The organism is Paracoccus sp. pheM1, from assembly GCF_018499825.1.
GTDB lineage: Bacteria > Pseudomonadota > Alphaproteobacteria > Rhodobacterales > Rhodobacteraceae > Paracoccus > Paracoccus versutus.
This window is the reverse complement of sequence record NZ_JAGXCX010000001.1, coordinates 1,986,998-2,009,615: the sequence shown is the minus strand read 5'-3', so window position 1 is coordinate 2,009,615 and position 22,618 is coordinate 1,986,998. Positions and strand designations below refer to the sequence as shown.

Annotated in this window: 18 protein-coding genes and 2 pseudogenes; 14 read left to right on the top strand and 6 right to left on the bottom strand. The window is 67.8% G+C overall.

Going from position 1 to position 22,618, the window contains the following annotated elements; translation table 11 throughout:
- Window positions 1–56: 56 nt before the first annotated feature.
- Window positions 57–1,205, bottom strand: a complete 1,149-nt coding sequence (locus KF941_RS10265) for an outer membrane protein transport protein (RefSeq protein WP_036750186.1) — start codon at window positions 1,203–1,205, stop codon at window positions 57–59.
- 169 nt (window positions 1,206–1,374) lie between these two features.
- On the opposite strand from KF941_RS10265, the gene KF941_RS10260 reads away from it, so the two are divergent.
- The 5 genes from KF941_RS10260 to KF941_RS10240 all read left to right on the top strand — a co-directional run bounded on the left by KF941_RS10260 (window position 1,375) and on the right by KF941_RS10240 (window position 8,085).
- Window positions 1,375–2,346 (top strand): tellurium resistance protein, encoded by a 972-nt coding sequence (locus KF941_RS10260; protein WP_214273273.1) that lies wholly within the window; start codon window positions 1,375–1,377, stop codon window positions 2,344–2,346.
- A 69-nt stretch (window positions 2,347–2,415) separates the two neighbouring features.
- Window positions 2,416–3,864, top strand: coding sequence for an IMP dehydrogenase (gene guaB, locus KF941_RS10255; protein WP_036750180.1), 1,449 nt, complete (start codon window positions 2,416–2,418; stop codon window positions 3,862–3,864).
- Window positions 3,865–3,960: 96 nt separating this feature from the next.
- Window positions 3,961–4,767: a hypothetical protein gene (locus KF941_RS10250; protein WP_214273272.1), complete on the top strand. Its 807-nt coding sequence runs from the start codon at window positions 3,961–3,963 to the stop codon at window positions 4,765–4,767.
- A 66-nt stretch (window positions 4,768–4,833) separates the two neighbouring features.
- A complete protein-coding gene (locus KF941_RS10245) occupies window positions 4,834–5,985 on the top strand; it encodes an RsmB/NOP family class I SAM-dependent RNA methyltransferase (protein WP_214273271.1) in 1,152 nt (383 codons plus the stop codon).
- Between the two features lie 57 nt (window positions 5,986–6,042).
- Window positions 6,043–8,085 carry a PAS domain-containing hybrid sensor histidine kinase/response regulator gene (locus KF941_RS10240; RefSeq protein WP_214273270.1) on the top strand — a complete coding sequence of 681 codons (2,043 nt, stop codon included), beginning with the start codon at window positions 6,043–6,045 and terminating at the stop codon, window positions 8,083–8,085.
- 21 nt (window positions 8,086–8,106) lie between these two features.
- On the opposite strand, the gene KF941_RS10235 is transcribed toward KF941_RS10240, so the two are convergent.
- Window positions 8,107–8,691 carry a hypothetical protein gene (locus KF941_RS10235; RefSeq protein ID WP_036750169.1) on the bottom strand — a complete coding sequence of 195 codons (585 nt, stop codon included), beginning with the start codon at window positions 8,689–8,691 and terminating at the stop codon, window positions 8,107–8,109.
- Between the two features lie 240 nt (window positions 8,692–8,931).
- Between KF941_RS10235 and recA the strand changes: the two genes are divergently transcribed.
- The 5 genes and pseudogenes from recA to KF941_RS10210 all read left to right on the top strand — a co-directional run.
- Window positions 8,932–10,002 (top strand): recombinase RecA, encoded by a 1,071-nt coding sequence (gene recA / locus KF941_RS10230; RefSeq protein ID WP_036750166.1) that lies wholly within the window; start codon window positions 8,932–8,934, stop codon window positions 10,000–10,002.
- A 230-nt stretch (window positions 10,003–10,232) separates the two neighbouring features.
- On the top strand, window positions 10,233–12,890 hold the full coding sequence (gene alaS / locus KF941_RS10225) for an alanine--tRNA ligase (RefSeq protein WP_214273269.1): 2,658 nt from the start codon (window positions 10,233–10,235) through the stop codon (window positions 12,888–12,890).
- Window positions 12,887–13,177: a DUF1330 domain-containing protein gene (locus KF941_RS10220; protein ID WP_036750161.1), complete on the top strand. Its 291-nt coding sequence runs from the start codon at window positions 12,887–12,889 to the stop codon at window positions 13,175–13,177. Before alaS ends, KF941_RS10220 begins: the two co-directional genes overlap by 4 nt.
- Window positions 13,178–14,127: 950 nt before the next feature.
- Window positions 14,128–14,295: pseudogene (locus tag KF941_RS10215) on the top strand (transposase); the annotation flags it as partial.
- A gap of 351 nt (window positions 14,296–14,646) precedes the next feature.
- Window positions 14,647–14,787: pseudogene (locus KF941_RS10210) on the top strand (IS5/IS1182 family transposase); the annotation flags it as partial.
- Window positions 14,788–14,846: 59 nt separating this feature from the next.
- Here the strand turns inward: KF941_RS10210 and glmS are convergent.
- Window positions 14,847–16,664 (bottom strand): glutamine--fructose-6-phosphate transaminase (isomerizing), encoded by a 1,818-nt coding sequence (glmS, locus tag KF941_RS10205; RefSeq protein ID WP_214273268.1) that lies wholly within the window; start codon window positions 16,662–16,664, stop codon window positions 14,847–14,849.
- A 1-nt stretch (window position 16,665) separates the two neighbouring features.
- Complete coding sequence (gene glmU / locus KF941_RS10200; protein WP_214273267.1) at window positions 16,666–18,006, bottom strand: bifunctional UDP-N-acetylglucosamine diphosphorylase/glucosamine-1-phosphate N-acetyltransferase GlmU; 1,341 nt, start codon at window positions 18,004–18,006, stop codon at window positions 16,666–16,668.
- Window positions 18,007–18,110: 104 nt separating this feature from the next.
- On the opposite strand from glmU, the gene KF941_RS10195 reads away from it, so the two are divergent.
- Entirely contained in the window at window positions 18,111–18,785 is a 675-nt protein-coding gene (locus tag KF941_RS10195; RefSeq protein WP_214273266.1) for an HAD-IA family hydrolase, read from the top strand.
- A gap of 43 nt (window positions 18,786–18,828) precedes the next feature.
- Here the strand turns inward: KF941_RS10195 and bfr are convergent, their stop codons facing one another.
- Both bfr and KF941_RS10185 read right to left on the bottom strand, forming a co-directional pair.
- A complete protein-coding gene (bfr, locus tag KF941_RS10190) occupies window positions 18,829–19,314 on the bottom strand; it encodes a bacterioferritin (RefSeq protein ID WP_036750146.1) in 486 nt (161 codons plus the stop codon).
- Window positions 19,262–19,552 (bottom strand): (2Fe-2S)-binding protein, encoded by a 291-nt coding sequence (locus KF941_RS10185; RefSeq protein WP_072461009.1) that lies wholly within the window; start codon window positions 19,550–19,552, stop codon window positions 19,262–19,264. Before KF941_RS10185 ends, bfr begins: the two co-directional genes overlap by 53 nt.
- 120 nt (window positions 19,553–19,672) lie before the next feature.
- Here KF941_RS10185 and queA point away from each other — a divergent pair, with 120 nt between their 5' ends.
- The 3 genes from queA to KF941_RS10170 are packed head-to-tail and all read left to right on the top strand — an operon-like array spanning window position 19,673 to window position 22,611.
- Entirely contained in the window at window positions 19,673–20,728 is a 1,056-nt protein-coding gene (queA, locus tag KF941_RS10180) for a tRNA preQ1(34) S-adenosylmethionine ribosyltransferase-isomerase QueA (protein ID WP_214273265.1), read from the top strand.
- Window positions 20,728–21,972: an MFS transporter gene (locus tag KF941_RS10175; protein ID WP_214273264.1), complete on the top strand. Its 1,245-nt coding sequence runs from the start codon at window positions 20,728–20,730 to the stop codon at window positions 21,970–21,972. The genes queA and KF941_RS10175 overlap by 1 nt, the downstream gene beginning before the upstream one ends.
- Window positions 21,973–22,029: 57 nt before the next feature.
- The gene (locus tag KF941_RS10170; protein WP_214273263.1) at window positions 22,030–22,611 is read left to right on the top strand and encodes a DUF924 family protein; all 582 of its coding nucleotides are present in this window, start codon (window positions 22,030–22,032) and stop codon (window positions 22,609–22,611) included.
- The last annotated feature ends 7 nt before the right edge of the window (window positions 22,612–22,618 follow it).

Here is a 22,618-nt window from a genome sequence, read left to right as displayed (position 1 = left end):
AGAAGCTGTGAAAATGGCCCCGGCGCGAGCCGGGGCCTTCAAGCTTTCGCCAATCTTCAGAAGGAATAGCCGATGCGGACCCCGATGCCCCAGGCGTCGCCGTCATCCATCCTGGCGACCTCGCGCTTGTTGCCGCTGGGCCCGACGCCAAGGGTCGCGTCGCCCAGCTTGGTATAGTTGATGCCGGTGGTGATCTTGATGTTGTCCATGGTATAGACCGCCGCCAGCGTCACGCCCTTGCGGCCGTTGACCGGGGCCAACGGCGACACGGTGTCGCCTTCGCTCGGCTCATACAGGAACGAGATCGACCCCGACCAGTTCTCGGTGAACTTGCGTCCCACGCCGATGGTGTAGGTGGTCGTGTCCTCGACCTCGACCAGCGGCACGTCGCCCAGCGGGGTGGGCCGCGGGAAAACCAGGTTCTCCACCTTGAACTCGGACCACTTCACCCAGCGGATCGAGCCGAACAGCAACGTGTCGGCAGCAATTCCCGTCTGGCCCTCCAGCGTCCAGCTGCGCGGAGTCTTCACTTCATAATCGTCGGCCGCGATTTCGGTGCCGCTGAACCCCTCGTGCATCTTGAAGTCGTGGGTGATCGGCGAATTATAGGTCAGCGAGACCCGCGCGGCGATCTCTGGCATCTCATAAGCCACCCCCGCGACCCAGCCCATGCCCCAGGCGCCGTCCAGGTCGAGATCATATCCGCTTACGCCTGCCGGCGGGGCGCCGCCATATCCCGTGCCGCGCAGCCGAACCTTACCGTCGGCGTGCGAACCGCGAATGCCGCCATGCACCGAAAAGTTGTTGTCGAACTTGTAGCGCAGCAGCGCGGTGTAGGTGGTCGAATTGACCTCGACCGCCGTGCCGTCCAGCACATCCATCAACGGCGATGGAGCGGCGAGCATGGGATAGCGCACATCCGCGCCGAAGGGCTGCTCGACGATGATCGCGCCGGACAGGTTGTCGGTGAACTGGTGCTTGTAGGCGAGACCGAAGAAGCCGTAGCCCTGCGCCACGTCACCCGTCCCGAAGCCCGCGGCATCCGTGCCCTGCACGTCCGGGTTCACCCCGCCGAAGCTCAGTTCGGCGTAGTTTCCCTGCTCGAACAGCGGCGCCAGCGATTGCGGCGCGCGCTCGATCCCGCCGGCCAGAACGGGCGCGGCGCTTGCCAGCAGGGCGCCGATGCCGGTGACGATCCTTTTCATGGTTTTCCTCCCTAGCCAGGTTCGTGACGAACCCCTTGGTTCAACCTGCGGCAGCCTGCCCGCTTGCGTCAATCGCCGGCGCCCGGTAACGCGGCGTTCTGACGCATCCGGCCGCTCTGGCGTGGCCTGCCGGCAACGCTATGACATGAAGGATCAAGGGAGGTCCGTCATGCGCTTTGCCCCACCCCGGCTCAACCCGCCCGGCCTCTGGCGCCGGGTTCCGCCCGCGATCTTTCCGCCGCTGCTGGGCGCGCTGGGGCTTGCCCTGGCCTGGCGCGCGGCGACGGCGCGCTTCGGCCTGCCGCCGGGGCTTTCGGGGATGATGGTGGGCATGGTCGTCGCCGCCTGGGGCTTTGCGGTCCTGGCCTATGGCAGCAAGCTGTTTCGCCGCCCCGCCGTGCTGGTCGAGGAATTGCGCGTCCTGCCCGGCCGCGCCGGCATCGCGGCGGCGCTGGTCGGCATCTATGTCGCGGCGCAGCTGCTTGCCCCCTTTGCGCCGGCCCTGGCCCAGGGGGTGCTGGTCGCCGGCATGGCGGCGCATCTGGCCTTCTGGGCCGTGGCGATCCCGGTCATGGCCCGCACGCCGGGTCAGGGGCGGGTGACGCCGGTCTGGCAGCTGACCTTCGTCGGGCCCATCGTCGCCGCGCAGGCGGCCGCCGGCTTCGGCTGGACGGCGCTGGCCCAGGCGCTGTGGTGGCCGATGGCGGCCATGGCGGGCTTTGTCTGGGCCGTCAGCCTGTATCAGGCCCTGACCGAGCGGCTGCCGGCGCCTTTGCGCCCGCTGCTGATGATCCACCTGGCCCCCATCGCCATGCTGGGCAATGTCGCCGCCGCGCTTGGCTGGCAGCAGGTGGCGCTGGGGCTGGCCTGGGCCGCGGCCGCGGCGCTGGTCCTGGCCGCCCTGCGCCTGCGCTGGCTGGTCGAGGCGGGGTTCTCGCCGCTTTGGGGCGCCTTCACATTCCCGCTGGCGGCGACGGCGGGGCTGTGGACCGCGGTCTCGGGCCTTGCGCCGGGCTGGGCGCTGCCGGCGCAGATCCTGCTGGTGACGGCAAGCCTGGTGGTGCTGCCGATCCTGTTCCGGGTCTGGCGCGCCTGGGCCAGCGGCGGGCTGGCCATGAAAACCAACGCGGCCATCGCCTGACGGTCTGGACATTCCCGCCGACGCGTGAAATGGGAAACTGCCAAACGAACCCCTGACAAGGATGCTCCCATGCAGATTCGTGAGGCTTTGACCTTCGACGATGTTCTCCTCGTTCCTGCGGCGTCCTCGGTGATGCCCTCGACCGCCGACGTGACGACCTATGTCACCAAGCAGATCCGCATGAACATCCCGCTGCTGTCCAGCGCCATGGATACCGTCACCGAAAGCCGCATGGCCATCGCCATGGCTCAGGCCGGCGGCATCGGCGTGATCCACCGCAACCTGACCGCCGAGCAGCAGGCCGACGAGGTCCGCCGGGTGAAGCGTTTCGAATCGGGTATCGTCTACGACCCGATCACCCTGACCCCCGACCAGACCATCGCCGATGCCAAGGCCCTGCAGGAGCGCTACAACGTCACCGGCTTTCCGGTGGTGGACGCGGCAGGGCGCGTGGTCGGCATCATCACCAACCGCGACATGCGCTTTGCCAACAGCGACGACATGCCGGTGCGGGCGGTGATGACCTCGGGCAACCTCGCCATCCTGCGCGAGCCGGCCGACCGGGCCGAGGCCATCGACCTGATGAAGGCCCGCCGCATCGAGAAGCTGCTGATCACCAATGCCGAAGGCAAGCTGACCGGCCTGCTGACGCTGAAGGATACCGAGAAATCGGTGCTGAACCCCCTGGCCTGCAAGGACGAACTGGGCCGGCTGCGCGTCGCCGCCGCCTCGACCGTCGGCGACGAGGGCTACGAGCGCAGCCTGGCGCTGGTCGAGGCCGGGGTGGACCTGGTGGTGATCGACACCGCGCATGGCCATTCCGAAGGCGTGGCGCGCGCCGTTTCCCGCATCAAGGCGCATTCGAACGCGGTGCAGGTCATCGCCGGCAACGTGGCGACGGCCGATGCCGCGCGGGCGCTGGTCGATGCCGGGGCGGATGCGATCAAGGTCGGCATCGGGCCGGGCTCGATCTGCACCACGCGCATCGTCGCGGGCGTCGGCGTGCCGCAGCTGACCGCGATCATGGACGCGGCGCGCGGCGCGGGCGAGGTGCCGGTGATCGCGGATGGCGGCATCAAGTTCTCGGGCGATTTCGCCAAGGCCATCGCGGCGGGGGCGTCCTGCGCCATGGTCGGCTCGGCCATCGCCGGCACCGACGAAAGCCCCGGCGAGGTGATCCTGTACCAGGGCCGCAGCTTCAAGTCCTATCGCGGCATGGGCTCGCTGGGCGCCATGGCCCGCGGCTCGGCCGACCGCTATTTCCAGAAGGACGCGGCCAGCGACAAGCTGGTGCCCGAGGGGATCGAGGGGCAGGTGCCCTACAAGGGTTCGGCCGCCGCGGTGATCCATCAGCTGGTCGGCGGCCTGCGCGCCGCCATGGGCTATACCGGCAACGCCACCGTGGCCGAGATGCGCGGCGGCTGCCAGTTCGTGCGCATCACCGGCGCCGGGTTGAAGGAAAGCCACGTCCACGACGTGCAGATCACCCGCGAAAGCCCGAACTACCGGCTGGGCTGATCCGGCCTGCGGCGGGGCCGGCCAAGGGCCCCGCTTACCGAATCTTAACCGCCCCGCGCTAGAGACGGCCAGAGAGTCCTTGTCTGTGGCCGTTTCATGTTCCGTCTTGTTGCAATTCTATATGTTCTGGCGCTGGTCCTGGCGCCCATCCGCGCGCTGGCGCTGCCCTCGGCCGATGTGTGCGAATGGGCCGCGCAGCAAGCCGCGGCGGAAAGCGGGGTTCCCGCCGACATCCTGGGCGCGCTGACGCTGACCGAGACCGGGCGCCGCCTGGACGGGCTGGTGCGCCCCTGGGCCTGGAGCGCCAATGCCGAGGGCGAGGGCACCTGGTTCGACGATCCCGCCAGCGCCGTCGCCTTTGCCCAGGATCGTCTGGCGCAGGGGCGCACCAATCTCGACATCGGCTGCTTCCAGCTGAACTATCGCTGGCACGGCGCGCATTTCTCGTCGGTGGCGCAGATGTTCGATCCGCTGGAAAACGCCCGCTATGCCGCCCGCTTCCTGCGCCAGCTGCATGACGAGATGGGCGATTGGCGGCAGGCGGCGGGGGCGTTCCATTCCCGCACCCCGGTCCATGCGCAGCGCTACCTGGCCCGTTTCGACACGCTGCTTCAGATGCTGCGCGAACGGGGATTTTCGGGCATGGCGGATTCGCCCGAGACCTATAACAGCTTCGCCGCGATCGGCACCGCCCGTCGCAGCCGGGTGCGCGAGCGGGTGATGCTGCTTGGCGCGCCCCTTGGCAGCGATGTGACGGGGCGGCCCGGCTCGTTGGCGGTGCTGGCCGCGGGACGTTCGCCCCTGGCGGCGGGGGGTGGGCCGATGATTGCGATCCGCCTGGCCGGGGCCGATGACGAAGGCGCCTTGCTCTGGCAGCCGGGGGCGGTGGCCCGGCGGGATTGACAAAGCCTCGCCGGCACCTTTTCTGGACCCCATCCGCCACCTGCCGCGCCTGGGACGCTGCCTGACATGACGCCCGCCGCCCGTGCCGCCGCGGCCATCGCCATCCTTGACCGCATCCTTGACGGGCAGGCCGCCGAAGCGGCGCTGATCCGCTGGGCGCGCGCCAGCCGCTTTGCCGGCTCGGGCGACCGCGCCGCGGTGCGGGATCTGGTCTTCGACGCCCTGCGCCGGCTGCGGTCGCGCGCCGCCCTGGGCGGGGCGCTGTCCGGGCGCGGGCTGCTGCTTGGCATGTGCCGCGACGAGGGGCTGGACCCGGACGCGCTTTTCACCGGCGAAGGCCACGGGCCGCCTCCGCTTTCGGATGCCGAGCGGGCGGCGGGGCACGCGCCCACGCCGGACGAGGCGCTGGACCTGCCCGACTGGCTGCTGCCGCTGTGGCGCAAGGCGCTTGGCCCGGATGCCGAGCCCGTGGCGCTGGCCATGCGCGAGCGTGCGCCGGTCTGGCTGCGGGTCAACCTGCGCCGCGCCGATCCCGCCCGAGCCGTCGCCGCGTTGGCCGGGGAGGGCATCGCGGCCGTGCCCCATCCCGACCTGCCGACGGCGCTGCGCATCACCAAGGGCGCCCGGCGCCTGGCCGCCAGCCGCGCCTATCGCGAAGGGCTGGTCGAGTTGCAGGATCTGTCGCCGCAGATGGCCTGCGCGGCCCTGCCGGCGCGGGGCAGCCTGCTGGATTTCTGCGCCGGCGGCGGCGGCAAGGCGCTGGCGCTGGCGGCGCGGGGCGCAAGCCCGGTCGTCGCGCATGACATCGACGCGGCGCGCATGGCCGACCTGCCCGCGCGCGCCGAACGGGCGGGGGTGCGCATCCGTCTGGCGGCGCCCGGCCAGGTGGCGGGCCGCTTCGACACGGTCGTCGCGGACGTGCCCTGTTCGGGCAGCGGAACCTGGCGGCGCAGCCCGGATGCCAAATGGCGCCTGACCCGCGACGATCTGGATCGGCTTGCAAGCCGGCAAGCCTTGATCCTGGAGCAGGCGGCGGGCTTCGTCGCCGAAGGCGGGCACCTGGCCTATATGACCTGCTCAGTCCTGGCCGTCGAAAACGACGAGCAGGTGCAGGGTTTCCTGGCGCGCGATCCCCGGTTCGAGCAGATCCTGGCGCGGCATTTTTCCCCGCTTTCGGCCTCGGACGGCTTTTATCTGGCGCTGATGCGCCGCCGTTAACCCTCTGTTAACGCGCATGCGCTATGCAGCGGAAAAATGCGGGTTGCGAGGGGCTGGATGAATTCGGAACGGGCGGAATCCCTGCGTGCGGCGCAAATCCTGTTGCCTTTCCTGACGCTGCCTGCGGTGGTCGGGGCGCTTTGGCTGGCCTTGCAGCCCCAGCATGCCGCGGGGGGCGCGACCTTCCTGGCGGTGGGGGCGGCCGTGACCGCCTGGTATCTGCTGGGGGGCGCGCTCTCGGTCCGCCATCTCTGGCGCGGGCTGGCGGTGCGGCGTGACCTGAACCAGGTGCTGCCGGCCGTCCTGGACCATGACCTGCCGGCCTTTGCCGTCGGGCCTGACGGCCTGGTCCTGGCGCAGAACCAGGTGGGGCTGGACAGGATCGGCGACCTGGTCGGCCGGCATGTGCAGGATGCGCTGGGCCGGCGCCATGCCGATCCGAAGACGCTTTGGAGCGACCTTGGCCTTGGGCTGGCGCGCAGTGGCAAGGTGCGCGCTGATCTGGGCGATGCCGGCGAATATCTGGTGACGCGGCGGGCCGGCTCGGCCATCCAGCTGTGGCAGGCGGCCGCGCCCGAGCGCCCGGCACCGCCCCCCGCCCCGCCGCCGCGGGCGGATGGGGACGATTTCGACCTGCTTCCCGTCTCGCTGCTGATCCTCGATCCGGCCGCCAATATCGTTCGCGCCAATGCCGCCGCCTGCGCCTTGCTGGGGGGGCCGGTGCTGGGCCAGAACCTGGCGACGCTGCTGGACGGGCTGGGGCGGGAACTGGCGGGCTGGATCTCGGATGTCAGCGCCGGCCGCACGGTCGGCGGCAGCGAGGTGCTGCATGTCAGGGCCGAGGGCCCGGACCGTTTCGTGCAGCTTTCGCTGACCCGCGGCCGGGACGAACATGTGACCGCCGTGCTTTCCGATGCCAGCGCGCTCAAGACGCTCGAGGCGCAATTCGTGCAAAGCCAGAAAATGCAGGCCATCGGCCAGCTTGCCGGCGGCATCGCCCATGATTTCAACAACCTGTTGACCGCGATCACCGGGCATTGCGACCTGCTGATGCTGCGCCACGACAAGGCCGATCCCGATTATGCCGACCTGGACCAGATCAGCCAGAACGCGAACCGGGCGGCGGCCCTGGTCCGGCAATTGCTGGCGTTTTCGCGCAAGCAGACGCTCAAGCCGCAGATCATGGACCTGCGCGACACGCTTTCGGAGCTGACGCATTTGCTCAACCGGCTGGTGGGCGAGCGGATCGTGCTGACCTTCGACCATGATCCGGCCCTGCGGATGATCCATGCCGACCGCCGCCAGCTGGAACAGGTGATCATGAACCTGGTGGTGAATGCCCGCGATGCCATGCCCGAGGGCGGCGACATCGCCATCTGCACCGACAATCTCCGGCTGGAGACCAGGACCGAATTCGGCCGCGCCACCCTGCCGGCCGGGGACTATGTCCGCGTCCAGGTCTGCGACCAGGGCTGCGGCATCGCCGCCGACGACCTGGCCAAGATCTTCGAGCCCTTCTTCACCACCAAGCGCACCGGCGAGGGGACGGGGCTTGGCCTGTCCACCGCCTATGGCATCGTGAAGCAGACCGGCGGCTATATCTTCTGCGACAGCACGCCGGGCGAGGGCAGCTGCTTTTCCCTGTTCTTCCCGGCCCATGACCGCGGCAACTCCGAAGAGGTGCAGGCCCCGGCCCCCTCCGGGCCGATTCGCGCGCGCCGCGACGTCGAGGCGACGGTCCTGCTGGTCGAGGACGAGGCGCCGGTGCGGGCCTTTGCCAGCCGGGCGCTCAAGTTGCAGGGCTTCGACGTGCTCGAGGCCGCCTGTGCCGAAGATGCCTTGTCGCTGCTGGCCGACCGGCGGCTTGTGGTCGACGTCTTCGTGACCGACGTGGTGATGCCCGGCATGGACGGGCCGGCCTGGGTGCGCACCGCGCTGCGCGACCGGCCCGGCACGAAGGTCATCTTCATGTCGGGCTATGCCGAGGACATCTTTTCCGAGGGACGGCCGCCGGTGCCGGGTGCGGCCTTCCTTGCAAAGCCGTTCTCGCTTTCGGACCTGACCGCGCTGGTGGCGCGACAATTGGAGGGTGGCAACTAGACCACCTCGGGTGCGGGGGAATCAAAGCGTATCGTAAAGCGCGAAATCCCGCGCCATGACCTTGCGCAGCAGGGATTCCTGCTGGGCATTCAGGCTGACATCGACCGCCGGAGGCACGTTGACGCGGGGCAGGCTGATCGCGCAATCCAGCCGATCCTCGAGGAAATGGGTGAAGGCCTCCATATCCTCGTAGCGAAAGATGCGATCGATGCGATCCGCTTCCGCGGTCAGGAAATCCGCCTGGGCGCCGACGCGGGCGATGTCGGGCCCTGCGGGATCGGCATAGGCCTGCGCGAAATCCGCGAAGTTGAGGCCGATCATGGCGTGGTTCGGGTCTTCGCCGTCGTCGCGCAGGCGAAACCGATACCAGCTGCGCAGCCATCCGATCGGTTCGCGCATCAGGGCGATGGTGGTGAATTTCTCGCCGGTGACGGAATGCAGCCAGGGCTCGATATGGCGGCGATAGGTGCGCAGATCGGCGTGCTTCAGCTCGGCCGGGCGCTGGACGGCGACATTGGCGAGGGGCTCGAGCGCGGTCTCGACCGCGGTTGACCCTGCTTTCGGCGTGGCCAGGAAAACCAGCCGTCTTTCCCAGAATATCAGCATTTCCTGCAAGCTTTCAGCCATTGCGGCATGGCGCGGGATAGCCATTCGCCCTGGGAGTGTAAACCGTTTCTTAATCCTTTTGCGGCATCCTGGCCCAGGAAGAAGAGAGATCTTCCGATTCGCGAAGCAGGACTTGCATTTCCGCGCAATGATGCGCAAATAGGAACATCCCGTGAACAAAAGGGCGGGCGGGCGCTGATTGCCCCGGATGGCGGGGTGTGAAATAAGCATGAGGACCGCATGGCAGGGGCAACACTTTTCGACATGAACGACAAGCGATCCGCAGACAAGCAGAAGGCGCTGGACAGCGCGCTGGCCCAGATCGAACGGCAGTTCGGCAAGGGCTCGATCATGAAGCTGGGCGCCGACAACCCGGTGGCCGAGATCGAGGCCACTTCGACCGGTTCGCTGGGGCTCGACATCGCGCTGGGGATCGGCGGCCTGCCCAAGGGCCGGATCATCGAGATCTTCGGGCCGGAAAGCTCGGGCAAGACCACGCTGACGCTGCATGTCGTGGCCGAGGAGCAGAAGAAGGGCGGCGTCTGCGCCTTCGTCGATGCCGAACACGCGCTGGACCCGCAATACGCCAAGAGGCTGGGCGTCAACCTGGACGAGCTGCTGATCAGCCAGCCCGACACGGGCGAGCAGGCGCTGGAGATCGTCGATACGCTGGTGCGCTCGGGCGCGGTCAGCCTGGTCGTGGTCGATTCGGTGGCGGCGCTGACGCCGAAATCCGAGATCGAGGGCGACATGGGCGACATGCAGATGGGCAGCCAGGCCCGGCTGATGAGCCAGGCGATGCGCAAGCTGACCGCCAGCATCGGGCGGTCGAACTGCATGGTGATCTTCATCAACCAGATTCGCATGAAGATCGGGGTGATGTTCGGCAGCCCCGAGACGACCACCGGCGGCAATGCGCTGAAGTTCTATGCCTCGGTGCGCCTGGACATCCGCCGCACCGGCTCGATCAAGGACCGGGACGAGGTGACCGGCAATGCCACCCGGGTCAAGGTGGTGAAGAACAAGGTCGCGCCCCCCTTCCGCGAGGTCGAATTCGACATCATGTATGGCGAGGGCATCTCGAAGGTCGGCGAGTTGATCGACCTGGGCGTCAAGGCCGGCGTGGTCGAGAAATCGGGATCCTGGTATTCCTATGGCGACGAGCGCATCGGCCAGGGTCGTGAAAATGCCAAGCAGTTCCTGCGCGACCATCCCGACATGGCCTATGCGATCGAGGACAAGATCCGCGCCAGCCATGGGCTGGACTTCGGCGTCAAGGATGACGGGGACGAGGTGATGGCCGAAGACTGACACCCCCGGATCGGGTCGGTGTTCGGGACGAAGCACGGGGGGCTTTGCCCCCACGCTTCCTGCGCCCCTGGATGGGGTGCAGGAAGCGTTCCCCCAGGATATTTGCACAAGGAAGAAATTGCCGTCGGCGCCAGGCCATGCAGGATTGCTGGACAGCCGCCATGGCTGGGGCTAGACCGGGCGGCACACCGGTTCTGGCCGGAAAGACCGCTTTGCGATGAAGGCCCGATATGCCCAGCTTGAATGACATCCGCTCGACCTTCCTGAACTATTTCGAACGCAACGGCCACAGGGTCGTCGAGTCGAGTCCCCTGGTGCCGCGAAACGACCCGACCCTGATGTTCACCAACTCGGGCATGGTGCAGTTCAAGAACCTGTTCACCGGGGTCGAGACCCGCGACTACAAGCGCGCCACCACCGCGCAGAAATGCGTGCGCGCCGGCGGCAAGCACAACGACCTCGACAATGTCGGCTATACCGCGCGCCACCATACCTTCTTCGAGATGCTGGGGAATTTCAGCTTCGGCGATTATTTCAAGGAAGGCGCGATTCCCTTTGCCTGGGAGTTGCTGACCAAGGATTTCGGCATTCCCAGGGACAAGCTGCTGGTCACGGTCTATCACACCGATGACGAGGCGGCGGACATCTGGAAGAAGGTCGCGGGGCTTTCCGACGACCGCATCATCCGCATCCCCACCAGCGACAATTTCTGGCAGATGGGCCCGACCGGCCCCTGCGGCCCCTGCACCGAGATCTTCTATGACCATGGCGAGCAGATCTGGGGCGGCCCGCCCGGCTCGGCCGAGGAAGACGGCGACCGCTTCATCGAGATCTGGAACCTCGTCTTCATGCAGAACGAGCAGTTCGAGGACGGCTCGATGCGGGCGCTGGACATGCAGTCCATCGACACCGGCATGGGGCTGGAGCGGATCGGTGCGCTCTTGCAGGGCAAGCATGACAATTACGACACCGATCTGATGCGCAGCCTGATCGAGGCCAGTGCGCATGCGACCAGCGCCGACCCGGATGGCCCCGGCAAGGTGCATCACCGCGTCATCGCCGACCATCTGCGCTCGACCAGCTTCCTGATCGCCGACGGGGTCATGCCCTCGAACGAGGGGCGCGGCTATGTGCTGCGCCGCATCATGCGCCGCGCCATGCGCCACGCGCATATGCTGGGTGCCAAGGATCCGGTGATGCACCGCCTGGTCCCGGCGCTGGTGCGCGAGATGGGCGCCGCCTATCCAGAGCTTGGCCGCGCACAGGCGCTGATCGAGGAGACGCTGAAGCTGGAGGAGACCCGCTTCAAGCAGACGCTGGACCGCGGCTTGCGGCTGCTGGACGACGAGTTGGCGAAGCTGCCCGAGGGGGCGAACCTGCCGGGCGAGGCGGCCTTCAAGCTTTACGATACCTATGGCTTCCCGCTGGACCTGACCCAGGACGCGTTGCGCGAAAAGGGCCGCGCGGTCGACACGGCCGGCTTCGATTCGGCGATGGCCGAGCAGAAGGCCAAGGCCCGCGCCGCCTGGGCCGGCTCGGGCGAGACCAAGGACGCCACGATCTGGTTCGACATCGCCGAAGAACATGGCGCGACCGAGTTCCTGGGCTATGACACCGAGATCAGCGAAGGCCAGATCCTGGCACTGGTGCAGGACGGTGCCGCCGTCGAGGAGGCGGGCGAGGGCCAGGCGGTGCAGATCGTCGTGAACCAGACGCCCTTCTATGCCGAATCCGGCGGCCAGGTCGGCGATACCGGGCTGATCAAGACCGAGACCGGTGCCGCGCGCGTGACCGACACGAAAAAGACCGGCGGCGTCTTCATCCATATCGCCGAGGTGACGCTGGGCACGATCCAGCGCGGCCAGGGCGCGCAGCTTTCCGTCGACCACGACCGCCGCAGCGCCATTCGCGCCAATCACTCGGCCACGCATCTGCTGCACGAGGCGCTGCGCCGCGCCCTGGGCGAACATGTCGCGCAGCGCGGCAGCCTGAACGCGCCCGACCGGCTGCGTTTCGACTTCAGCCATGCCAAGGCGATGACGCCCGAGGAACTGGTGCGGGTCGAGCGCGAGGTGAACGACTTCATCCGCCAGAACAGCCCGGTCGAGACCCGGATCATGACCCCGGACGACGCCCGCGCCCTGGGGGCGCAGGCGTTGTTCGGCGAGAAATATGGCGACGAGGTGCGCGTGGTCTCGATGGGCGATCTGCCGGGCTCGGGCAAGGGCACCGGCGGCCAGACCTATTCGCTGGAGCTTTGCGGCGGCACGCATGTCGCGCGCACCGGCGACATCGGCATGTTCGCGCTGACCTCGGAAACCGCATCCGCCGCCGGCATCCGCCGCATCGAGGCGCTGACCGGCCAGGCGGCGATGGACGAGTTGCGCCGCGTGGATGGCGAACTCAATGAAATCGCCGGCATCCTCAAGGCGCAGACCGGCGACGTGGTGAACAAGGTTCGCGCCCTGGCCGATGAGCGCAAGGCGCTGGCCAACGAGGTTGCGCAGCTCAAGCGCCAGCTGGCCATGGGCGGCGGCTCCGAGGACAAGCCGCGCGAGATCAACGGCGTCAAGCTGATCGCCCGCCGCGTCGAGGGGGTGAGCGGCAAGGAGCTTGGCCCGCTGGTCGATGAGATGAAGTCGCGGCTTGGTTCGGGCGCAGTGGTGGTGCTGGCCGAGGCGGACGGCAAGGCGACGGTGGCGGCGGGCGTGACCCCTGACCTGACCGGCCGGATCAGCGCCATCGAACTGGTGCAGGCCGCGACGGTTGCGCTTGGCGGCAAGGGCGGCGGCGGCCGGCCCGACCGCGCCCAGGGCGGGGCGCCCAGCCTTGCCGCTGCCGACAGCGCGATCGCTGCCGTCGAAACCCTGATCGGAGAGAAAGCATGACCGCGCTGTGGATCGCCCATGTCAACGTGACCGACCCCGAGGCCTATGGCGAATATGCCCGGCTGGCGGGTCCGGCGATCGCCGCGCATGGCGGGGTCTTTCTTGCCCGCGGCTCGCGCTATGTGCAGCTTGAAGGCAAGGACCGCGCCCGCAACGTGGTGGCGCGCTTTCCCAGCGTCGAGGATGCGGTGGCCTGCTATCGTTCGGCCGAGTATCAGGCGGCGCTGGACCACGCCCGAGAGGCGGCCGAGCGCGATCTTGTCATCGTCGAGGAAAACCCGGCTTAGCCGGTTTAGTCACCGCATTTGGTGGATCGAATCACCGATGAATCCATGTGGGTCCGACCTCCAGGGGTTGCCGATGCATTCGCACGGCGTGAGGCCGCTCAGCGTCATCTTCACGCCCTGACAGTTGCGGAACCCCGCGGCTTCGATCCCGCCTTCGACCGCGGCTAGTTGCAACATGCCGCTGCGCCGGCCCTATGCGGGCAGATAGACGCGCGATGTGATCAGCCCCCGCCTTGATAGAGCCTCGATATAGAGTTCGGTCACGACCCTATAGGGTGCCGTTGAACTCCGCCAAGCCGTGGCAGCTACCCTTTAAAGGGGTGCCCGCCTGTCTGATGCTGGACGCAGGCAGGCATTTCGCGCCGCGGGTTTCGATCTTCTCGATCGGCATGCAGGAGATCCCCTGCGCAGCGCCGGGGCGCGCAAAGTCGGCAAGCGCCAGGCCGATGCCGAACGGCAGGGTCGGAAGCATACGGCTTGGGCGTCACCCGTGGCACAGCGTCCGGGTATCTCTTTCATGAGATCCCGTCGTGCCCTCTGGGCCCTCACGTTGCCGCCAGGTGACGCATGCCCTTTCGGGCGCTCGGAGGGCATGGGCCATGGGCACACCGGTCCTGGCCTTGGCCTGCCAACGAGAATGTTCCCAGCGTTCATCTGCGCCAGCTGGTCGCGCAGGGCGAGCAGCCTCGCGCAAGCGACGCACCGCTGGCCGCGAGGCGAACTTGCAGGCCTCCGCGGCGTCGACTGTGGTTGCCATTCGCATCGGCTGCGGCGTCCATCTGCGTGAGGTGATAGAAACCCGGCGTATTGCCGGCATCGGCCGTATTCTCGAAAGAGCTGAGCATTTTCGCGCTATCTGCGGCGATCCCTGCGGATGCGTCGCCGCTAGGGTCAGGACCCATTGATTTTGCCGTTTTCTCGTGATTCAGCCTCGTTAAGGAGACTCATCGATGAGCAATCTTTTCTGGCTGACGGATGCGCAGATGGCGCGGCTACGGCCGTTCTTTCCAAAGAGCCATGGCGGGCCGTGTGTGGATGACCCAAGTGTTGTCAGCGGCATAATATTCATCAATAACAATGGATTAGGTTGGCGGAACGCACCGAAGGAATACGGACCGCCGACTTGAGGGAAACCGTGACCCCAGTGGGGCCGCGTAAGTTCCCGAAAGGCTCTACAATCGCTGGAAGCGATGGGGCGACATGTGCGGCAGCCCCGCTGATCGAACAGGAGCAGGTCGTAACGCGCGGGATCGAAGAAGCGCCTCTGATCGGGATTGCCCCTGCCGCCCGGCCCGCCATGCAGGAAGACCGCCGTACGCGCGCCTGGGGTGCCGCACAACACACCGGGCAGCTACCTCTCGTGCCGAATCGGTTCTCCCGCCGGGGCGTATCACGCGCTCCCGCTTAAGATGCCTGCCAAAAAAAACTTTCGGGAAAGGTGCATTTCGGGGAGCTTTGCACCGGTTACGCGCTACAAACGCCGCAACCGCATCAAGATCATGTTCGGTCGCCTGAAAGACTGGCGCAGGGTCGCCATCCGATACGACGGATCTCCAAAGGTATTTCTCTCAGCCATCGCCCTCGCTGCAACCGTCATCTTCTGGCTATGACAGATCAATGGGTCCTGACCTAAAAGTAACTTCCCATATACCCCGACTGCCGACCCGCCCTATTCCACCGTCACCGATTTCGCCAGGTTGCGGGGCTGATCTACGTCGGTGCCCTTCGCCACCGCGGTATGATAGGCCAGATATTGCATCGGCACCGCGTAAAGGATGGGCTGGAACAGCCCGCCGCCCGCGGGCATCGCCAGCCCGGCCCGCATGCCATGGCCACCGGTCTCCAGCCCCTCGGCATCCGAGATCAGGAGCACCTGCCCGTGGCGCGCCATCACCTCCTGCATGTTCGAGACGGTCTTTTCGAACAGGGCGTCGCGCGGCGCCAGCACCACCACCGGCACGTTGCGGTCGACCAGCGCGATCGGCCCGTGCTTCAGCTCGCCCGAGGCATAGCCCTCGGCATGGATATAGCTGAGCTCCTTGAGCTTCAGCGCCCCCTCCAGCGCCACCGGGTAAAGCGCGCCGCGGCCCAGATACAGCACGTCCTGCGCCTCGCCGAGCCAGCCGGCCAGGCGGCGGCATTCGTCGCTGACCGCCAGCGCCTGGTTCAGCAGCCCCGGCAGCGCGCGCAGGTCCGCCAGATGCGCGGCCAGCTCGGCCTCCGAGATGCGGCCGCGATCCCGCGCCGCCTTCAAGGCCAGCACCGCCAGCACGGCAAGCTGGCAGGTGAAGGCCTTGGACGAGGCGACGCCGACCTCGATCCCGGCCAGCGTCGGCAGGGCGATGTCGGCATCGCGCGCGATGGCCGAGGTGCCCACGTTCACCACCCCCACGGTGCGCGCCACCTTGTCGCGGGCGTAATGCAGCGCGGCCAGCGTGTCCGCCGTCTCGCCCGACTGGCTGACGAAGAGCGCCCAGCTTTGTGGCGAAAGCGGCGGCTCGCGATAGCGGAACTCGGAGGCCACGTCGAGGTCGCAGGGCAGGCCGGCCAGCCCCTCGAACCAATAGCGGGCGACATGGGCGGCATAGAAGGCGGTGCCGCAGCCGACCAGCACCAGCCGGTCCACGTCGCGGAAATCCAGCGCCTCGGGCAGCACGATCCGGTCGCCCTTGATGTAGTGGTTCAGCGCGTCGCCCAGCACCACCGGCTGCTCGGCGATCTCCTTGGCCATGAAATGCCGGTAGCCGGCCTTGTCGATCTGGGTCGCGCCCACGTCGATCTGCTGGATCTCGCGATTGGCGGGGCGGCCTTCGGCGTCGAAGATCTCGGCCCCCGCGCGGCGGATGATGGCGTGGTCGCCGTCTTCCAGATAGGTGATGCGGTCGGTGAAGGGCGCCAGCGCCACCGCGTCCGAGCCAAGGAACATCTCGCCCGTGCCATGGCCCACGGCCAGCGGGCTGCCCTTGCGGGCGGCGATCATCAGGTCGGGCTCGCCCTCGAACAGGAAGGCCAGCGCAAAGGCGCCGTGCAGGCGCGCCAGCGTGGCCCGCGCCGCCTCGACGGGCGCAAGGCCCTGGTCCATGTGCCAGGCGGTCAGCAGCGCCACGGTCTCGGTATCGGTCTGCGATTCCGGCTGCATCCCCAGCCGCGTGACCTCGTCGCGCAGCTCGCGGAAGTTCTCGATGATGCCGTTATGGACCACGGCGACCGGGCCGCGGCGATGGGGATGGGCATTGGCCTCGGTCGCGGCGCCATGGGTGGCCCAGCGGGTATGGCCGATCCCGGCATGCCCGGTCAGCGGCTCATGCACCAGCCGGTCGGACAGGTTCACCAGCTTGCCCACGGCGCGGCGGCGGTCCAGCCGCCCCGAGGCGTCCACCGTCGCCACCCCGGCGCTGTCATAGCCCCGGTATTCCAGCCGTTTCAGCGCCTCGACCAGTTGCGGCGAAACCTCGTGATCGCCCAGGATTCCGATGATGCCGCACATGTCAGTTCCCCTTTTTCTGGCGCAAGGCCTGCATCAGCCGCGTGGCGAGGCCCGGCTTCACCACCTGCTTGGCGCGTCCCAGCGCCAGCGCGTCGTCCGGCACGTCCTGGGTGATGACCGAGCCCGAGCCGGTCATCGCCCGCGCGCCCACCCGGACCGGCGCGACCAGCATGGTGTCCGAGCCGATGAAGGCATGGGCGCCGATCTCGGTCCGATGCTTGCCGACGCCGTCGTAATTGCAGGTCACGGTGCCGGCGCCGATATTCGTCGCTTCGCCGACATGGGCATCGCCCAGATAGGTCAGGTGGCCGACCTTGACGCCTTCGTCCAGCACCGAATTCTTGATCTCGACGAAATTGCCGACATGCACGTCGCCGCCCAGTTCCGCGCCGGGGCGCAGCCGGGCAAAGGGGCCGACCGTGGCGCCGGCGCTGACATGGCAGCCCTCCAGGTGGCAGAAGGGCAGGATCTCGGCGCCGCTTTCCACGGTCACGCCGGGGCCGAAGACCACGTTCTGCCCGATCACCGCGTCGCGGCCGATGCAGGTGTCCAGCGCGAACCAGACCGTTGCGGGGTCGCTCAGCGTCACGCCGTCCTCCAGCGCCTGGGCGCGGGCGCGGGCCTGGAAGGCGGCCTCGGCCTGCGCCAGTTCGGCGCGGGTGTTGATGCCCAGCGTCTCGGCTTCGTCGCAGGTCACGACCTCGACCCGGTGGCCGGCGGCGCGGGCCAGTCCGGGGATGTCGGTCAGGTAATATTCGCCCGCCGCATTGCGGTTGCCGATCCGGGGCAGGAATTCGCGCAACAAGGCCGCATCCGCCGCCAGCACGCCGGAATTGACCAGGCGGATCGCCCGCGTCGCCTCGTCGGCATCCTTGTATTCGACGATCCGCTCCAGCCCCTCGGGGCCGGTGACGAGGCGGCCGTAGCGGCCGGGGTCGGCAGCCTCGAAGCCCAGCACCACCACATCGGCGGAATGGGCGGCAAGGCTTGCCAGCGTTTCCTGCCCGATGAAGGGGGTGTCGCCGTAAAGCACGATCACCCGGCCCTCGAAGCCCTCCAGCGCCGGCAGGGCCTGGCTGACGGCATGGGCGGTGCCCAGCTGTTCCTGCTGCAGGGCGATCTGCGCCTCGGGGTCGAGCTTGGCCACGGCCTTGGCCACCGCCTCGGCGCCATGGCCGGCGACGACGACCACCGCCTCGGGTTCCAGCGTCCGGCCGGCGGCAAGCGCATGGGCGACCAGCGGCAGGCCGCCCAGCCGGTGCAGCACCTTGGGCAGGTCCGACTGCATGCGGCTGCCCTGTCCGGCGGCCAGCACGATCAGCGCGACGGGTTTCTCGGTCATCTCTGCCCTCTTGCCTGTTCCTTATCCTTGCCGGGCGTTCTACCTAGAGGGCGGCAGCCGGGAAAGACCCCGGCAGATCAAACATCTTGACGGAAGGTTACAGCATGGCGGGAACGGTGGTCTTCGATCTGGACGGCACGCTGGCCGATACCTCGGGCGACCTGATCGCGGCGGCCAATGCCTGCTTTGCGGCGCGCGGCCTGGGCGCGCTGCTGGACCCGGTCGAGGATGCGCTGATCGCCTTTCACGGCGGTCGGGCCATGCTGCGCGCCGGCTATGGCCGCTTGCCCGGCGACAGGCTGCTGCCGCCCGGCGCCGAGGACGAGGATTATCCGTGCCTGCTGGCCCATTACGGCGAGGCGATCGCCGTCCATACCCGGCTTTACCCCGGCGCCGAGGCGGCGCTGGACCGGCTGGCCGCGGCGGGCCACCGGCTTGCGGTCTGCACCAACAAGCCCGAGGCCCTGGCCGAGACATTGCTGCGCGAACTGGGCATCCGCGACCGCTTTGCCGCGATGATCGGCGCCGACACGCTGCCGGTGCGCAAGCCCGACCCGCGACCCTATGCCGCAGCGGTCGAGGCCGCGGGCGGCATGGTGGCGCAATCCTTCCTGGTCGGCGACACCGAAACCGACCGCAGGACCGCCGCCGCCGCCGGCGTGCGGGTGGCCCTGGTCGCCTTCGGTCCCGAGGGCGAGGCGCTGCGCCGGCTGGCGCCCGAGGCGATGCTGGCGCATTTCGACGACCTGCCGGGGCTGGCCGCCGATTGGCTGGGCTGAGCCGGGATCGAAGGGGGCCGCAAAGACCCCCCGGTCCAGGGCCCTATTCCGCCTCGTCGGCGGATTTGGCGTTGAGTTGGCCGTAGTTCTGCGCGCCGATCTCTTCGTAGAGGCCCAGCTGGGTTTCGAGGAAGTCGATATGCCCCTCTTCGTCGGTCAGCAGCGAATCGAACAGGTTCTTGCTGACGTAATCCCCGACCTTGTCGCAATATTCCCGCGCCTCGATGTAAAGCGTGCGGGCGTCGTATTCGGCCGCCAGGTCGGATTCCAGCGTTTCCTTGAGGTTCTGGCCGATCCGCAGGGGATCCAGCTTTTGCAGGTTGGGATGGCCTTCCAGGAAGATGATTCGCTGGATCAGGCGGTCCGCATGATGCATTTCCTCGATGGATTCGCCACGGGACTTGTCGGCGATCTTGCCGTAACCCCAGTCCTCTTGCAGGCGATAATGCAACCAGTACTGGCTGACCGCGGTGAGTTCAGACCGTAGCGCTGCGTTGAGATACTCGATGACCTTTGCGTCGCCCTTCATGGCTTACCCCTGTGCGGTTGGCTTTCAGCCCCCGCAGGATCGGGGGCACAGCCAGATTATCGCATCCGCGCATGGTGTCCAGAAACAATGGCATACAGCCCCCGCAATCGGCCCGCTTGCCGAGTGCGTGGTAGATCTTGCCAGGGGTGATGATCGTCTCGGGGTCGGCGGCACGCATCCAGTCAATCGCGGCCTTGATGTCGTGGTCGGAAATCTGGGTGCAGTGGCAGACGATCATTTACTCACCTCGGTTGGCCAAAACTTACTCATTCCCTCGGATAAGTAAAGCCCGAGTTTTTCACTTTGTGATGACCGCCTGCCTTGACGCCCCTCGGCGGCCCGGACAGAACCTAAGCCCATGAAGCTGGACGATTTCGACTTTCACCTGCCCGAAGGGCTGATCGCGACCCGCCCGGCGCGGCCGCGCACCGCCGCGCGGCTGCTGCTGGCCCAGGGCGATTCGATTCGCGACCTGCACGTGCGCGACCTTGCCGACCTGCTGGGGCCGGGCGACCTGCTGGTGCTGAACGACACCAAGGTCATCCCGGCGCGGCTGACCGGAACCCGCGCGCGCCCGACCCCGCAGGGCAAGGCGGTGGCGAAGGTCGAGGTCACGCTGCTGGAGCCCGCGGCCGATGGCTGGAAGGCGCTGGCCAAGCCGCTGCGCAAGCTGAAGCCCGGCGAGGTGATCCGCTTTGGCGAGGCGCTGTCGGCCGAGGTGGCCGGGATTTCCGAAGGCGAGCTGACCCTGCGCTTCGACGCGACGGGCGCGGCGTTCGACGCCGCGCTGGCCCAGGTCGGCGCCATGCCGCTGCCGCCCTATATCGCCGCGCTGCGCGCCCCGGACGATGCCGACCGCCAGGATTACCAGACCGTCTGGGCGCGGCGCTCGGGCGCCGTTGCCGCGCCGACCGCCAGCCTGCATTTCGACGACGCCCTGCTCGGTCAGCTGGCGGCGCGCGGCGTGCGCTTCGCCCATGTCACCCTGCATGTCGGCGCCGGCACCTTCCTGCCGGTCAAGGTCGAGGACGTGACGACGCACAAGATGCACGGCGAATGGGGCGAGGTCACGCCCGAGGCGGCCGCCGCGATCAACGCCACCCGCGCCCAGGGCGGGCGGGTGATCCCGGTCGGCACCACGGCGCTGCGGCTGATCGAATCGGCCGCCGACCAGGACGGAATCGTGCATCCGTTCCAGGGCGTTACCGAAATCTTCATCTATCCCGGCTATCGCTTTCGCGTGACGGATGCGCTGATGACCAATTTCCACCTGCCGAAATCGACGCTGCTGATGCTGGTCAGCGCCCTGATGGGCCAGGACCGCATCCGCGGCATCTATCATCACGCGGTGGAATCGGGCTATCGCTTCTTCAGCTATGGCGACGCCTCCCTGCTGATTCCGAAGGATCCGTGATGCTGACCGTCCTGCGCACCACCTGGCCGCTGCTTCTGGGCATCCTGCTCTTGATGGTCGGGAACGGGATGCAGGGCACGCTGCTGGGCATCCGCGGCAAGATCGAGGACATCTCGACCACCCAGATGTCGGTGGTGATGGCCGCCTATTTCGGCGGCTTCCTGCTGGGCTCGCGCGTGGTGCCCGAACTGATCCGCAAGGTCGGCCATGTCCGGGTCTTCGCCGCGCTCGGCTCGCTGATCTCGTCGGTGCTGATCCTCTATGCCGCGGCGCCGCACTGGATCGCCTGGGCGCTGATGCGGCTGCTGATCGGCTTCTGCTTCTCGGGGGTCTACATCACCGCGGAAAGCTGGCTGAACGCCGGCACCACCAACGAGAACCGCGGCCAGGCCATGTCGGCCTATATGATCATGCAGATGCTGGGCATCATCACGGCGCAGTTCCTGATGAATACGGCCGACCCGGCGGGCTACCTGCTGTTCGTGATCCCCTCGGTGCTGGTCAGCTTCTCCTTCCTGCCGATCCTGCTTTCGACCCAGCCCGCGCCGCAATTCTCGACGCTGAAGCGGATGAGCTTCGGCAGCCTGTTCCGCGCCTCGCCGCTGGGCTGCATCGGCATCTTCCTGATGGGCGGGGTGTTCTCGGCGCTGTTCGGCATGGCCTCGGTCTGGGGCTCGACCAAGGGGCTCTCGGTGCGCGAGATCTCGGCCTTCGTGGCGGCGATCTATGCCGGCGGGCTGTTGCTGCAATATCCGATCGGCTGGCTTTCGGACCATGGCGACCGGCGCTTCATCGTGCTGGGGCTGTCGGTGCTGGGCGCGGTGGTCAGCCTGGCCACGGTGACGCTGCAACCGGGGATCTGGGGCCTGCTGCTGGCCGCGGCGCTGATCGGCGGCGTGGCCAATCCGGTCTATTCGCTGCTTCTGGCCTATACCAACGACTTCCTGGACCAAAGCGACATGGCCGCCGCATCGGCGGGCCTGCTGTTCATCAACGGCGTCGGCGCCATGGCCGGGCCGCTGATCACCGGCTGGCTGATGTCTCTGCTGGGCCCGGACGGGTTCTGGGTCTATATCGGCCTGCTCCTGGCGATGCTGGCCTTCTATGCCGGCTGGCGCCGCACCCGCCGCCCGACCCCGGTCCTGGACCAGAGCTTCGCCGTCATCGCCCCCTCGGCCACCCCCGTCGCGGTCGAGGCGGCGCTGGAAACCGCCAGTTCCGACGACGGCGACAAACCCGCCTGAACGGCTTGCGACCCGCCCCCGGCTCTGCGACCATCGGTCAAAACGGAGGGCAAGGCCATGACCGACACCGCGACACCCGAGGAGATCAACCGCTTCTGGCTCGAGGAGGTCGGCGAGAAGGGCTGGTATGAGCGCTCGGACGCGCTGGACGAAACCGTCCGCCGGCGCTTCCGGCCGGCCTGGGAACGCGCCGCCGACCTGGTGCCCGGCTGGGCCGCCACGCCCGAGGGGATGCTGGCAGGGCTGATCCTGACCGACCAGTTCCCCCGCAACATGTTCCGCGAGGACGCCCGCGCCTTCGCCACCGATCCCCTGGCCCGCAACCTGGCCCGCGAGGCGGTGGACAGCGGCCTGCACCTGCGCATCGAACCGCCCGCCCGGCAGTTCGTCTACCTGCCTTTCGAACATTCCGAGGATCCGGCGGACCAGGAGCGCGCGGTGGCCCTGTTCGCCGAGTTCATGCCGGGCGAGAACCTGCGCCATGCCGAGCTGCACCGCGACACCATCGCGAAATTCGGCCGCTTCCCCTGGCGCAACGCGGCGCTGAATCGCGTGCCCACGCCGGCGGAAATCCGCGTCATGGAGGCCGGCGGCTATGGCGCGCTGGTCGCGGGCAAGCTGTCGCTTGCTGACGTCTGAAAATTGG

Bases quoted from the DNA above. Each gene is read 5' to 3' on its own strand.
- queA (WP_214273265.1), top strand. From the start codon at position 19,673: ATGAAGCTGGACGATTTCGACTTTCACCTGCCCGAAGGGCTGATCGCG.
- KF941_RS10265 (WP_036750186.1), bottom strand. From the start codon at position 1,205: ATGAAAAGGATCGTCACCGGCATCGGCGCCCTGCTGGCAAGCGCCGCG.
- glmS (WP_214273268.1), bottom strand. From the start codon at position 16,664: ATGTGCGGCATCATCGGAATCCTGGGCGATCACGAGGTTTCGCCGCAA.
- glmU (WP_214273267.1), bottom strand. From the start codon at position 18,006: ATGACCGAGAAACCCGTCGCGCTGATCGTGCTGGCCGCCGGACAGGGC.
- KF941_RS10175 (WP_214273264.1), top strand. From the start codon at position 20,728: ATGCTGACCGTCCTGCGCACCACCTGGCCGCTGCTTCTGGGCATCCTG.
- bfr (WP_036750146.1), bottom strand. From the start codon at position 19,314: ATGAAGGGCGACGCAAAGGTCATCGAGTATCTCAACGCAGCGCTACGG.
- KF941_RS10220 (WP_036750161.1), top strand. From the start codon at position 12,887: ATGACCGCGCTGTGGATCGCCCATGTCAACGTGACCGACCCCGAGGCC.
- alaS (WP_214273269.1), top strand. From the start codon at position 10,233: ATGCCCAGCTTGAATGACATCCGCTCGACCTTCCTGAACTATTTCGAA.
- KF941_RS10235 (WP_036750169.1), bottom strand. From the start codon at position 8,691: ATGCTGATATTCTGGGAAAGACGGCTGGTTTTCCTGGCCACGCCGAAA.
- KF941_RS10260 (WP_214273273.1), top strand. From the start codon at position 1,375: ATGCGCTTTGCCCCACCCCGGCTCAACCCGCCCGGCCTCTGGCGCCGG.
- recA (WP_036750166.1), top strand. From the start codon at position 8,932: ATGGCAGGGGCAACACTTTTCGACATGAACGACAAGCGATCCGCAGAC.
- KF941_RS10195 (WP_214273266.1), top strand. From the start codon at position 18,111: ATGGCGGGAACGGTGGTCTTCGATCTGGACGGCACGCTGGCCGATACC.
- KF941_RS10245 (WP_214273271.1), top strand. From the start codon at position 4,834: ATGACGCCCGCCGCCCGTGCCGCCGCGGCCATCGCCATCCTTGACCGC.
- KF941_RS10185 (WP_072461009.1), bottom strand. From the start codon at position 19,552: ATGATCGTCTGCCACTGCACCCAGATTTCCGACCACGACATCAAGGCC.
- KF941_RS10170 (WP_214273263.1), top strand. From the start codon at position 22,030: ATGACCGACACCGCGACACCCGAGGAGATCAACCGCTTCTGGCTCGAG.
- KF941_RS10250 (WP_214273272.1), top strand. From the start codon at position 3,961: ATGTTCCGTCTTGTTGCAATTCTATATGTTCTGGCGCTGGTCCTGGCG.
- KF941_RS10240 (WP_214273270.1), top strand. From the start codon at position 6,043: ATGAATTCGGAACGGGCGGAATCCCTGCGTGCGGCGCAAATCCTGTTG.
- guaB (WP_036750180.1), top strand. From the start codon at position 2,416: ATGCAGATTCGTGAGGCTTTGACCTTCGACGATGTTCTCCTCGTTCCT.